The sequence below is a fragment of the Peribacillus sp. TH14 genome (assembly GCF_016651145.1).
Taxonomy (GTDB): domain Bacteria; phylum Bacillota; class Bacilli; order Bacillales; family DSM-1321; genus Peribacillus; species Peribacillus butanolivorans.
The window spans coordinates 966,401-978,787 of the sequence record NZ_JAEKEK010000001.1; the positions used below are offsets into that span (position 1 = coordinate 966,401).

The following is a 12,387-nucleotide window of genomic DNA, read 5'->3' on the forward strand; positions in this document are numbered from 1 at the left end:
AGCTTTTCTAAGTGTAAAGTTCTAAATCAAAATATTTTTTCATTATTAAGTAATCTTCAGGTGTATCAACATCCATTCCCCACATCTGGTTATCAAAGGAAATGATTTTTGTTAATTGTGTATATTTTTTTATAATTTCTTTGCCTCCTTGATCTCCATCTATTGAATCGAATTCATTAAATAATTCAGCATCAAACAGAACTGGATGACCTAAATCTTCCTTATATTTTGACCGGACAATACGAATCCCTTCATGCTTATGAGCTTTATAGTGGTCAATTAGTAATTGTACAATTGATTTGGAAACTAAGGGTTGATCCGCTAAGAAAACCATGACAGCATCCACATCTTTTTTTACCGCCTGAATACCGAGTTTCAGAGAAGAAGCCATACCATTTGCATAATTTTGATTATAAATAATTTCTATATCTTCTAAATCATGAGTATAATGTCGAATTTCTTCTATATAATGACCTGCGATTAAAACGATTGGCTGTAATGAAACATCGACCGTTGCTTTAAGAGCATATTTAAAAAGAGGTTGACCATTTAAAGATAATAATAGTTTAGGTTTTCCCATACGTGTTGACATTCCAGCTGCAAGAATTACAGCTCCTACCTTAACCATGGATTTTCGTCTTTCCATGGAGTGGAACCGGATTTCTACCATTTTTGACTGTCATTAGTTCAGTAACAATACTTATGGCTACTTCCTCCATCGTTTCGGCTCCTAGATCCAAACCAATTGGTGAATGTATCGGCCCATCGGAAAAAGTTTGTCCAATATTTATAAGCATTTCTTTTGTTCTAGCCATAGGACCAAGAACACCGATGTACCGTGGATTACTTTTCAAAGCAAGTTGTAATGCCTTTTCATCAATCTCTTGGTAATGATTCATGATGATCCACCATGAATCGGTGACATTATTTGAATTAATCTCTTCAGGATTTTCGATTAAATGTATAACAGAGGGGAAAAGTCGAGGGTTGTTAAATTCCACACGTGAATCTAATACAGTAACTGAAAAACCAGCTTTAGCAGCCAAATCAGCCACAGGTACTGCATCCCTTCCGGCTCCAGCAACAATTAATTTTTCCCCAGGTTTAACTGCATCAATTAGAAATCTGCTTCCGTCACAGCTCATTATTTCTGCACGAGTTTGCGTGTCCATACTATTTCTTGCTTTTTCAACAACCTCGCAGGGGAGATTATCCAAATCCCCAATTATATTACCTTCTTTTTCAATCAATAACCTCCTCCCAGTAGGTATTTCCAGTACACAAGAGAAAGCTTGACCCTTCTGGATAATATCTTCTGTTTTTTTCCAAAATACATCATTTTGATCTATAGGTAGAATGAGCATTTCAAGAATCCCTTTGCATCCTATTCCTAAACCCCACACTTCATTTTCACTTAAATCGTATTTATGTGTTAAAGGCGTTTTCATTTCCATTGCCTTTTCTGCCCACCCAAAAAGATCGCTTTCCAAACATCCTCCGCTTATCGTACCGAACATTTGCCCATCAGAAGCCATCATCATTTTAGTACCTGGCAGTCTGTAGGCAGAACCTTTAACACTAATTTGCATGGCAATCGCCGCTTGTTCGTTACGTTCCCATGCTAATTTAATATTTTTAAATACATCTTTAAACTCTTGTAACCGTGACATATCCGTTTCTCCTCCTGCCTGCTAAGAGTTAATTATTGACCTTTATGAAGAAAGTGAAAGATAAAAAGGAAAAATCCCTTTTCTTATCCATTTTTTCACAAAAAATTTCTCTCTATACTATCTATTTAGTATTCTTTCTTACTAAAACTATGCTAAGAAACAGTGAAAGAGCAACAAAACATAAAATAGCAATAAACCGCCTTTATAGGAAACGCTCACCTAGATTAAAATGCAAAAGAATCAGTCCTAATGCTGCGATTAGATACGAAACACAGCCTAATATTCCTTACTGTACAACTCGTTGTGAAAAGAGTTAAAAGCATAAATAAAATTATCGTCGCACCTGCTCCACAAAAAAACTGCACGCATTATAAATTTATTAGAATAAAAGCCTACCATCATTTGAACAAAAGGCTGCTAAAGCAAAGCTAACCAAAAAGATTCTGGTCACATTGATTCACTTTCAAATCAAAATATCTGAAAATTCTTGATTTTACCCTTGTTTTTGATTTATATTTGAATCACTAGAACAATAGATAAGGAGAAAATAATGAGTGATAACAATGTGAAAAGAGTATTGGACACCATCATCAGCACATCCAATAACAATATTACCGTGACCGATGAAAAGGGTTTTATTTTATTTACGAATCCTAACCACTGGTGGATTTATGGAATTGAGCCCGACCATTATCTTGGAAAATCGGTTTACCAGCTGGAAACTGAAGGAATACTTTCTCCATCGATCACCGCTATGGTTTTGAAAGAACGGACACCTATTCAAATCATGCAACATACGAAGACGGGAAAAATCGTCATGTCGACTGCATATCCCATCTTTAATGATGATGGTGAACTGGTTCGCGTCGTTAGTTATGCCCAGGACCAAACAGAAATTAGAAACCTACAGGATCAATACGGACAATTGAAGAAAAAGGTTCAAGACTACCAAACAGAGGTCGAGGAACTTCGGGAACAGGAAGAACTTATCTATCGAAGCAAGGAAATGCGGCAAATCGCCAAAACGATACTCCGTGTTTCAAAAACGGATGCTACTGTCATGCTTCTCGGGGAATCCGGGGTTGGAAAGAGCGTCTTTGCCCGAAGGCTCCATAATCAGAGCTATCGCAGTAAAGAACCATTCATCGAAGTCAACTGCAGTACCATTCCAGAAAGTCTTTTTGAATCTGAAATGTTTGGATACGAGGCAGGATCCTTCACAGGGGCGCAAAAGCATGGGAAACAAGGATTGATTGAACTGGCACATAACGGAACCTTATTTCTAGATGAAATCGGAGAACTTCCCCTGGATATGCAGGTGAAATTATTAAATGTTCTGCAGGAGAAAAACTTTAAAAGAGTGGGTGGAAAAAAAGAGCATAAGATAGACTTTCGGCTCGTAACAGCAACAAATCAAAACCTCGAAGAAATGGTAGAAAAAGGATCATTTAGGCTCGATTTGTATTACCGCTTAAACGTGATTCCTGTCCATATCCCACCTTTACGAGAAAGAAAAGAGGATATTGCCATCTTAATCAATCATAATCTCGAGATCATTAACAAGAAATACAAGACCGACAAGAAATTGCACCCATCCACATACGAAATCCTCATCCAGCATAAATGGTCCGGGAACGTACGTGAATTAGAAAACTTAATTGAACGGCTCATTTTGACTTCCGAAGACTCCATTATTTTCCCAGGCTTCCTCCCCTCCTACTTTCATAGTCAAGAATCTTTGGAGAAAAAGGATGATACCCTAATGATCGATCAAATGATGGTTGAGGACAGCGATCTCAAGACAGCTCTTGAACAAGTGGAAAAATGGATGATGATGAAAGCACATAAACAATGTAAATCCACATATGAAATGGCTAAATTTTTAGGCATTAGCCAGCCTTCTGTCGTTCGAAAAATGAAGAAATATCAAAGTCAACTCTCCTGAGTAATGTAGCTTTGAAATAAAGTTTAATCAAATTAATGCTATTGAGATTTCCTTAGTCATTTTTGTGTTCCTTAATCAACTAACGCACCTGTAGTTGAACAAGTACTTTCTCTCTAGAATTCGAACACACTTCGATCCACATATCAAAAGAAAAATACTTTCGGCTGAAACAGAAGTTCAATTCTACATGACCAATTACAACAGCAAGCAGACGCTTAAGCAACCAATGATATCATTGCCGGTAAGGAAGAATTAACTTAATTAGCTAACTTCAAATTACAAATATACAAGCAGCCTTTGATGTGTAATATCGGGAAGTGTTACCAACTTAAACAACTACATAAGACCTCTACAACCTCTCCTATTTGGAGGGGTTTATATTATGAAATCAACTTGTACACTTTTCCTAATCCTTTTTTTCTTTTTATGTTTTATCTTCTAGTTTTTGGAGACCTTAAAAATAACCACAATTAGGAGGGGTAAAGTGAAAACAGAAGATGAAAAAACCTCAGAAGGCTTAAATGAGATTTTTGAAATTATTAATGCTAAAGGTGACATAGAAGAATTAAAAGAAATCGTCCAAAAATCTGATGAACAATTAGATAAAGACAAATAAATGAGAGGATTTAATATCCTCTTTTTTAGCTGATTTACATTCTTCTTAATGAATAGTTTCAATTACGACACCAAAGATCAACTATCCTGCACCTTTATCTGCATAAGGAAAGGCGATCCTTCTTAATGAAGAATCGCACCTATTAGTGGAGCAAGGATAGTAATCTTTTTGTCTATCAAAAAACTCTCTTTTCTAAACTTTGAATACTGAATATCGGTATCCATATTCTTGAAAATTCTAACAGAGATATTACGTTTCAGTAAATAACTCTCCTTTGTTCTGGTTATTCTATCTTGCAGCTGTCGCTGGGCTGCCACAGGTTGTTCAAATGCTTTGGACTTCAATGATAGGCAGCAAGAAAGTAATAGGTGGAATAACATCCGGAAGAACTGAGGATCTAATCTTTCTCAAAGAGCTTATTGAGGCGGGAAAGATAAAATCTGTCATAGATAGGCACTCTCCGTTGGAACAAATTGCCGAGGCTCATAGCTATGTAGAAAAAGGACACAAAAAGGGTAATGTAGTAATAACTTTGGAACATAATAACAAAACCTAATAAAGCGGATGCACCGGACCGCTCATGGTAAAAAAACAAGAAATCACGGTAGATGCATGATGGTTTTTTCTTAGCAGGTCTTTTTACATAAAAATAAGAGGCCTTCATATAGAAAGCCTCCTTCTTACTATAATTATTATTTGTTTGACACACCTGCCGACTCAAATGTTGCCATTTCCTTTATGACCAATGTCGCCGACTTAAGAATAGGAAAAGCAACTGCGGCTCCTGTTCCTTCTCCTATTCTCATTCCCAGTTGAAGAATTGGCTCTTTACCAAGCAATTCAATGGCCGTTCTATGTCCCGGCTCTGCGGATTGATGTCCGACAAACATATAATCAGATGCACGACCCGAAATCAGGTTTGCAATTACAGCAGCCGTCGTTGTAATAAAACCATCTACAAGAATGGGAATTCGGTTATTGGCTGCTGCTAGCATGGCTCCTGCCATCCCGGCAATTTCGAATCCGCCAATTTTCATCAGAATATCGATTGGATCATCAGGAATAGGTTTTCTTAATAAGATTGCTTCTTCAATAACTCTTTGTTTATGTAAAATACCTTCACTTTTTAGTCCTGTTCCCTGGCCTACAAGCGATTCTACGCTCTTCCCGCTAATAACGGAGATGATTGCAGAACTAGCTGTCGTATTTCCGATTCCCATTTCACCGAGGATTAGACATTTCGCTCCCTGTTCAATCATTTTCTGCGCGCGCTCATACCCGATTTCAAGCGCTTGGTTTACTTCTTCCCGTGTCATCGCATCTTCTTTATAGAAGTTTCTTGTTCCACGGCGGACTTTCCTTGAAGTTAATTCCGGTGCTTCAATATCAGCGTCAATCCCGATATCAACTATGTCAAAAAAAGCATGAATCGCACGGCTGAATACATTGATGGCGGCTCCGTTATTCAGGAAATTGAGAGCCATTTGTTCTGTCACTTCTTTTGGATAAGCGGAAACCCCCTCATCCGTAATCCCATGATCGGCTGCAAACACAATCACGCCCGGTCTCGATACTTCAGGAAAGGCTTCACCTGTCATCTTTGCTAATTCAATTATCAATTCTTCCAGCCGTCCCAAACTTCCCTGCGGAACTGTCAGAAAATCCACATACCTTTTTACCTGCTGTCCCATTTCTTCATCCAGCATTGGGATGGAGAGAGTGGCTAATTCATTCTTCATTATGAAAAAACCTCCAAAATTCAAAATAAAAAACCTTAACCATTGGAAAAGGTTCTTAATCTATCATCTGCTATAAATACAACTTAGTCCATATTATTACGCTATAAAATTTCTCTTCAAGTAATATGGATAATTAACACACGCGTATTCCAAGTTTATAATTTTTACTGTGGCATCCCTAGTTCGCTTAATGGATAGAAACGAAATTCCACTTTACCCACAAGTGATTCCTCGGATATAAAACCAAATCTTCTGCCATCCCAGCTATCCCTACGATTATCTCCCATGACAAATAAATAACCATTGGGTACTTTGGATTTCCCTAATAGATTTTGCAGGGTAAAATTCTCCGTCAGATTTTCTTCAGGTGGAATTTCCTCTTTATTTGTTTTCAAATATGGTTCTGTATACTTTTTCCCATTGATATATAGTACGTCTTTTTTCACTTCCACACTGTCACCTGGAAGGCCGATCACCCTTTTGATATACTTCTTATCTGCATCAGGAGCATGAAATACGACCATATCGAAATGTTCGATCTTACCGATTTTTGTAACTACAATCCTGTTATTGTTTTCATAAGTTGGCTCCATTGATTTACCTTTAACAATCACTGGGGTAAATAAAAACTGGTTGCAAATAAACACGATTATTAAAGCAAATAGGATAGATTTCACCCATGAAAATACTTCACTTTTTATATCTTTCTGCATAGATACTCCCCTCTCCTCTATTTTGAACGGCTAACATTTCTAAAATAAAAATCTCTTCATATTAATATTTTACTTAAATGGATTTATTATGTATATAGTAGAAGTCGTTAAGTCAAAAGTTCATTCTTTTAAAATACGTATTATTGAAAATGGTAAACTTACTTATGAAGAATTTCACGTAGGAAATGGATGGATGAATGAATGATGCTGAAGACTATTAATAAACAAATGGATAAAGCTATGCCGCTTATTACACCAATAAGCGTTGTTATTGGCGTCTTATTAGCCGAACATTTAACTGACTACACATTTCTAGTTCCATGGATATTTGCTTTCATCACATTTGCAGGAAGTTTAGGCTCAAACTTTAAATCACTGCAACGGGTAGTCACACACCCTTTACCTGTTTTCATCGTTTTGATCATCCTGCACGTACTTATGCCAATATGGGCCTGGGCCCTTGGCCATTTAGTTTTTCGTGGGGATGCCTTCACGATTACGGGTTTAGTTTTATCAGTAGTCATTCCAACGGGTGTCACCAGTATGATTTGGGTATCCATTTATAAAGGAAATGCCGTACTTGCTCTAACCATTATCCTCATCGACACCCTGCTCTCTCCATTCATCGTTCCTTACAGTGTTGCCCTTTTCGGAGGCGGCTCAATCGAAATGGATATGTGGTCAATGGTGAAAGGGTTAATCGGAATGGTCGTTCTTCCGTCCATGCTGGCAATGTTCTTGAATCAGACTACGAAAGGCAAGGTAAAAACAAGTCTATCCCCCCGCTTAGCCCCTTTTTCCAAACTAAGCGTAGGAATTGTCGTAATATTGAACAGTTCAAAAATTGCACCCTATTTAACTCATTTCGACAAAAAATTAATAATCATGACCTTCTTAGTTTTATTTATAGCCGCTTCAGGCTATGCTCTTTCTTGGATAATTGGTAAATTATTAAAATGGGAAAAGGAAGACGTCATTACCTTAACTTTTACCGGCGGGATGCGGAACATCAGTGCTGGAGCTGTTCTTGCGACCACCTATTTCCCGGCTGCCGTTGCGGTTCCTGTAGTACTTGGAATGCTGTTTCAACAGATGCTCGCTTCCTTTTTCGGATATTCATTAGATAAGTATTACCATCGACGTTTTTCAAAGATTAAATCGGATGGTTTTTTTTAAACTTGAAATAATTCATGCTTACTTCGTTAGGAATAAGGTGTGATTTCAGGCACCTTAGAATTGAGGGCCCAATTGCCGATATCCCGAATTTTATATTCAATCGGATCATGCAATGTATGGGTTCTTATATTCCTCCAAAATCGATCATACTGATACCTAGCCGAGGTAGCTCTTGCACCCATTACATCAAACATACGATTCGTTACCTCTAATGCCGTTTTCGCTACAGAAACCTTCGCTGTTGCAATTGTGATCCCGCACTCTCCCCGTTCCTGCTCAGTTAGTGTCCACTCTTTTCCCCATACAAACTGCAGGGCATCTGCAGCATTTTGAGCCAGTGCAGCTGAAGCTTTTAATTGAACGAATAATTCTCCATAATGGCGAATGGTATAGGGATCGCTGGTTGCATCTTCTACATTAGACGTCAACCAAGGACGGGTCACATTCTTTGTATAGTTTTTTGCTTCTTCAAAGGCTCCTTCCGCAACTCCTAGCATCACATGAACCAAAATTGTTTGGGCAATATGTGTCCTTAATGTAGGAAACAAACCTTGGAGGTCTTGTTCATAATAATCAAGCACCTCTTCATTTTTCAGTAACACTTCATTAAAAATAACAGTCCCGCTGTCTGTTTGCCGCTGTCCAAAACTATCCCAATCATCCTGTATAATAATTCCTTTTCGATTAGTTGGAATAACAGCAATAACAGGGCGTTCAAAACCTGTGCTCTTAGCAGAAATCAATAAGCGGGCAGAATCCATTGCCCCTGAACAAAAGCTTTTTTTCCCACTCAATATCCATTGTGAGTTTTCTTTCTTCAATAGCAAATTTTCATCCCGCGGATTAAAGGCATTTCCCCAGAACAAATTTTTTTCGGCCGTTTCCTTATATAACTTTTCTTTCTGAAATGGAGATCCGAATAAGTGGACAGATGTCAAACATAAGAAATGATATCCGAATAAATGTGCGATCGATCCATCCACTTTTGCCAGTTCACGTGTTAATTGTAAAACTGTTTTCCAATCTTCCCCTTTCCCTCCTAGGGATTTTGGAATCATAAGCGAAAGCAAACCACTTTCACGAAGTAAGTCACGCTCAAATTTTGCCGTTCCTCCTCTTTTATCTCGCTCAATTGCTGTTTTAGCAAATTCCTTCGCGAGATTGTTAGCTATCTCAAGATAATTAGCCTTATTTTCTTTCGCTATTTTCATTAATTGAGTCCTCCTTAATTCGTCTTGATTTTTCAAAAATAATAAAGAGACTCCCCTCTCAAGATATAATCCACCTTGAATTGGGAGCCTCTAGTGACCTAGTCGGCTATTTAATTATCAGAATCTTCGTTTTAATATTAAATCTTATTAAACACATTAGTCAAGTAATGTTTAAGAATGGTTTTTTATAAAGGGTACAAATCCGCCTCTCAATACTCACTTGACAGGTAGGCTTAATGTATATTAAACTTTCTCACAAAGGTGTACGTACTTAAAAAAACAAAAAATGCTGACTGGTTTACCAGAGGCTCTTGTCGAACTCTTCTTTTTTGAAGGCTGACAAGAGCCTTTCTTTATGAAAAATTGCTTTTTAGATAAGAGTATTCCCGAAAAACAGGAGGTAATTTTAATGAGTTTACAATTTGCATATTGGGCACCAAATGTAAGTGGAGGTCTGGTTATTTCGGATATTCCCCAAAGAACAGGTTGGACGTATGACGCGAATAAACGATATGCACAAATGGCCGAAAATCTTGGATTTGATTATGTTTTACTACAAACTAGATTCTTTGCAAGCTATGGGGCTGAGAATCAATTAGAAGCTGCTACGCTTGCTTCTGCATTGGCAAGTGTGACTAATAAAATTAATATCATTACAGCCGTTCTTCCTGGACTATGGCACCCAGGTGTCGTAGCCAAAATTATCTCAACAATCGATCATATCAGCAATGGACGTGCTTCCATAAATATCGTTAGTGGATGGTTTAAAGGCGAGTTTACTGGTTATGGAGAACCATGGTTAGATCATGATGAACGTTATCGGCGTTCTGAAGAGTTTATACAAGTTCTACGGAATTTATGGACAAAGGAAGCGACTACTTTTAAGGGTGATTTTTACCGAACAAATGAAGCACCCCTAAAACCCAAACCGATTAACCCTCCCAAAATATTTCAAGGTGGCAACTCTATTGCCGCAAGAGAAATGGCAGGACGAGTGTCTGATGTTTATTTTATAAACGGAAACACACTAGAGAAATTAAAAGAACAAATAGACCATGTACGATCACTGGCTCGCTCGAATGGAAGAGAAATTCAGATTGGTGTCAATGGTTTTGTGATTGTCCGTGATACAGAAGAAAAAGCAAAACAAGTTTTAACAGATATTGTTTTACATGCAGATCAAAAGGCTGTCGAAGGATTTAAAAGCCAAGTGAAATTTGCAGGTCAAGCTTCTTCACAAGGTGAAGGAATGTGGCAAAACTCAACATTCGAGGATCTCGTTCAATACAACGACGGATTTAAAACCGGGTTAATTGGGTCTGCCGAGCAAGTTGCGGACCGCATCATTAAATTGAAAAAAATCGGAGTGGATATCATCCTAACAGGATTCCTGCACTACGAAGAAGATTTACAAGTCTTCGGGGAGAAGATAATTCCTCTCGTAAGGCAAAAGGAAGCAAAGGTAAAAGAAGATACTGCTACTATATCGCTAATAGCAAAGAATGCAACACTGATTTAAAGTGATCACAATACTCCGAAGTAGTACAAGTATTTGAGTTTTCATAAGCATCCTTTTTCCCTTTCAATAAAATAACAATTATAATATCAAAGTGGAACAAATTAACACGAATGGAAAATACAAATAAATACTCGGAGGTAATGAAGATGAAAGTTGTTGCAATTGTAGGGAGTATTCGTAAAGAATCTTATAACCTAAAGCTTGCTAAATTTATTCAAACTCAATATCAAGAACGGTTTGAACTTGAAATCTTAAACGTTCGGGATTTGCCTTTTTATGACCAAGATATCGAAAACGACCCTCCTGTAGTGGTAAAAGAATTTAAAAGCAAAGTGGCCAATGCAGATGCAGTCTTGTGGGTAACGCCTGAATACAATGGAACGATTCCAGGCGTATTAGGCAATGTTATCGATTGGTTATCACGTGTAGATAAAGTCATGATTGGTAAACCATCATGGATCATGGGTGCGTCCATGGGACATTTAGGAACGGTTAAAGCCCAATTACATTTGCGTGAAATTCTATTTGCTCTAGGTATCTCCTCTCCTTTGCTTCCTGGAAATGAAGTTTATGTTGGAGCAGTTCATGAAAAAATCGATAAAGAAGGTACTCTTACTCATGAACCGACTGTTCAGTTTTTAGATACGGTCGTTGATAACTTCATTACCTGGTTTAATCATCATAATCGTTAATTTAGTAAAAATCCCAGTAGGAATGATCCTACTGGGATTTTTTGTGCATCAAACCTATTCATTAAGCTACCTACGCCTAGTATAAGTTGTGAGACAGATTCACTCTTTTTTAGCTGAACTTGCATCTTCCCTTTTTAAAAAGTCTTAAAAAGATTGAAGAACGAGCCAACCCGGTAAAAGGCCGCTCTTTCAGTTTTATTTCATAAGAACTATGTTGAGAAAAGCCCTTATTATGTATAGAAAAGGGCTCGCCTATTATACCAGAAGTAAATTTTCAACCATTAATATTAAGATGAGTTTGTTCAAGAGATGCCTTCATCCTCTTCCCGCTTGAAATGAAGGGTATTTCGTCATGCCTCCATCAGCAAATAGGGTGATGCCCGTAACATAACTAGACTCTGAAGATGCCAGCCATACGGCAACCGCAGCGATTTCTTCAGGCTTTCCAATGTACCCCATCGGAATCATACTTTCAAGATCCTTTTTCTTTTCAGGATCTTCAAGCTTGTCGGCATTTATTGGTGTGGCTATTGCACCAGGACCAATGCTATTTACACGAATACCTTTTGGCGCATATTCTAACGCCAAAGTTTCCGTAAGCAACTTCACACCACCCTTGCTTGCCGCGTAGTGAACAAATAAAGGCCAAGGAATTTTCTCATGTACACTGGACATGTTTATCACATTTCCTTTAATGTTGTTTTCTACAAAATACTTGATGGCTTCACGGCAACCTAAAAAATTACCGGTTAAATTGGTATCAATTACCCGGTTCCAGTCGCTTAAGGGCATCTCATGAGAAGGTACTGGATTTTCTATTCCTGCATTATTAATGAAAATGTCTAGTTTTCCAAATTCCTTTATGGCTGATTGCACAAGATTAATTACATCTTCTTCAACGGTGACATCACCTTTTACTGCAATAGCCTCCCCATCTGTTTTTTTGATTTCTTCTAACACACTATCTGCTTCCTCTAATTTAGTACGGTAATTAACCACGACCTTTGCCTTTTCCTGAGCAAAGCGAATTGCCATTGCTTTTCCTAAACCAGTAGATGAACCAGTTATCACAACGACCTTGCCTTCTAAATCTGTATACATTCTAT

12 protein-coding genes are annotated in these 12,387 nt (G+C 37.8%); 6 read left to right on the forward strand and 6 right to left on the reverse strand.

Going from position 1 to position 12,387, the window contains the following annotated elements; all coding sequences use genetic code 11:
• Positions 1-7 precede the first annotated feature (7 nt).
• Positions 8-646, reverse strand: a complete 639-nt coding sequence (locus tag JFU50_RS04865) for a nucleotidyltransferase family protein (protein ID WP_201221919.1) — start codon at positions 644-646, stop codon at positions 8-10.
• A complete protein-coding gene (locus JFU50_RS04870; RefSeq protein ID WP_201182324.1) occupies positions 621-1,670 on the reverse strand; it encodes an XdhC family protein in 1,050 nt (349 codons plus the stop codon). The genes JFU50_RS04865 and JFU50_RS04870 overlap by 26 nt, the downstream gene beginning before the upstream one ends.
• Positions 1,671-2,220: 550 nt before the next feature.
• Between JFU50_RS04870 and JFU50_RS04875 the strand changes: the two genes are divergently transcribed.
• The 3 genes from JFU50_RS04875 (at position 2,221) to JFU50_RS04880 (ending at position 4,787) form a co-directional block, all read left to right on the forward strand.
• Positions 2,221-3,615, forward strand: a complete 1,395-nt coding sequence (locus JFU50_RS04875) for a sigma-54 interaction domain-containing protein (RefSeq protein WP_201221921.1) — start codon at positions 2,221-2,223, stop codon at positions 3,613-3,615.
• A 484-nt stretch (positions 3,616-4,099) separates the two neighbouring features.
• Entirely contained in the window at positions 4,100-4,231 is a 132-nt protein-coding gene (locus JFU50_RS31360; protein ID WP_269083720.1) for a hypothetical protein, read from the forward strand.
• A gap of 328 nt (positions 4,232-4,559) precedes the next feature.
• Complete coding sequence (locus JFU50_RS04880; RefSeq protein WP_201225012.1) at positions 4,560-4,787, forward strand: zinc-binding dehydrogenase; 228 nt, start codon at positions 4,560-4,562, stop codon at positions 4,785-4,787.
• A 136-nt stretch (positions 4,788-4,923) separates the two neighbouring features.
• Here JFU50_RS04880 and cobT read toward each other — a convergent pair whose 3' ends face one another.
• Both cobT and lepB read right to left on the reverse strand, forming a co-directional pair.
• A complete protein-coding gene (gene cobT / locus JFU50_RS04885; protein ID WP_201221923.1) occupies positions 4,924-5,970 on the reverse strand; it encodes a nicotinate-nucleotide--dimethylbenzimidazole phosphoribosyltransferase in 1,047 nt (348 codons plus the stop codon).
• A gap of 164 nt (positions 5,971-6,134) precedes the next feature.
• The gene (gene lepB, locus JFU50_RS04890) at positions 6,135-6,683 is read right to left on the reverse strand and encodes a signal peptidase I (protein ID WP_201221925.1); all 549 of its coding nucleotides are present in this window, start codon (positions 6,681-6,683) and stop codon (positions 6,135-6,137) included.
• A 201-nt stretch (positions 6,684-6,884) separates the two neighbouring features.
• On the opposite strand from lepB, the gene JFU50_RS04895 reads away from it, so the two are divergent.
• Complete coding sequence (locus tag JFU50_RS04895; protein ID WP_201221927.1) at positions 6,885-7,859, forward strand: bile acid:sodium symporter family protein; 975 nt, start codon at positions 6,885-6,887, stop codon at positions 7,857-7,859.
• Between the two features lie 26 nt (positions 7,860-7,885).
• On the opposite strand, the gene JFU50_RS04900 is transcribed toward JFU50_RS04895, so the two are convergent.
• Positions 7,886-9,070 (reverse strand): acyl-CoA dehydrogenase family protein, encoded by a 1,185-nt coding sequence (locus JFU50_RS04900; RefSeq protein ID WP_201221929.1) that lies wholly within the window; start codon positions 9,068-9,070, stop codon positions 7,886-7,888.
• A 409-nt stretch (positions 9,071-9,479) separates the two neighbouring features.
• Here JFU50_RS04900 and sfnG point away from each other — a divergent pair, with 409 nt between their 5' ends.
• Complete coding sequence (gene sfnG / locus JFU50_RS04905; protein ID WP_201182335.1) at positions 9,480-10,589, forward strand: dimethylsulfone monooxygenase SfnG; 1,110 nt, start codon at positions 9,480-9,482, stop codon at positions 10,587-10,589.
• Between the two features lie 146 nt (positions 10,590-10,735).
• Positions 10,736-11,281 carry an NADPH-dependent FMN reductase gene (locus JFU50_RS04910; protein WP_201182337.1) on the forward strand — a complete coding sequence of 182 codons (546 nt, stop codon included), beginning with the start codon at positions 10,736-10,738 and terminating at the stop codon, positions 11,279-11,281.
• A 315-nt stretch (positions 11,282-11,596) separates the two neighbouring features.
• Here JFU50_RS04910 and JFU50_RS04915 read toward each other — a convergent pair whose 3' ends face one another.
• Complete coding sequence (locus JFU50_RS04915) at positions 11,597-12,382, reverse strand: SDR family oxidoreductase (RefSeq protein WP_053344696.1); 786 nt, start codon at positions 12,380-12,382, stop codon at positions 11,597-11,599.
• Positions 12,383-12,387 lie beyond the last annotated feature (5 nt).

Bases quoted from the DNA above. Each gene is read 5' to 3' on its own strand.
- JFU50_RS04910 (WP_201182337.1), top strand. From the start codon at position 10,736: ATGAAAGTTGTTGCAATTGTAGGGAGTATTCGTAAAGAATCTTATAAC.
- JFU50_RS04880 (WP_201225012.1), top strand. From the start codon at position 4,560: ATGCTTTGGACTTCAATGATAGGCAGCAAGAAAGTAATAGGTGGAATA.
- JFU50_RS04875 (WP_201221921.1), top strand. From the start codon at position 2,221: ATGAGTGATAACAATGTGAAAAGAGTATTGGACACCATCATCAGCACA.
- lepB (WP_201221925.1), bottom strand. From the start codon at position 6,683: ATGCAGAAAGATATAAAAAGTGAAGTATTTTCATGGGTGAAATCTATC.
- JFU50_RS04895 (WP_201221927.1), top strand. From the start codon at position 6,885: ATGATGCTGAAGACTATTAATAAACAAATGGATAAAGCTATGCCGCTT.
- JFU50_RS04865 (WP_201221919.1), bottom strand. From the start codon at position 646: ATGGAAAGACGAAAATCCATGGTTAAGGTAGGAGCTGTAATTCTTGCA.
- JFU50_RS04870 (WP_201182324.1), bottom strand. From the start codon at position 1,670: ATGTCACGGTTACAAGAGTTTAAAGATGTATTTAAAAATATTAAATTA.
- cobT (WP_201221923.1), bottom strand. From the start codon at position 5,970: ATGAAGAATGAATTAGCCACTCTCTCCATCCCAATGCTGGATGAAGAA.
- JFU50_RS04900 (WP_201221929.1), bottom strand. From the start codon at position 9,070: ATGAAAATAGCGAAAGAAAATAAGGCTAATTATCTTGAGATAGCTAAC.
- JFU50_RS04915 (WP_053344696.1), bottom strand. From the start codon at position 12,382: ATGTATACAGATTTAGAAGGCAAGGTCGTTGTGATAACTGGTTCATCT.
- sfnG (WP_201182335.1), top strand. From the start codon at position 9,480: ATGAGTTTACAATTTGCATATTGGGCACCAAATGTAAGTGGAGGTCTG.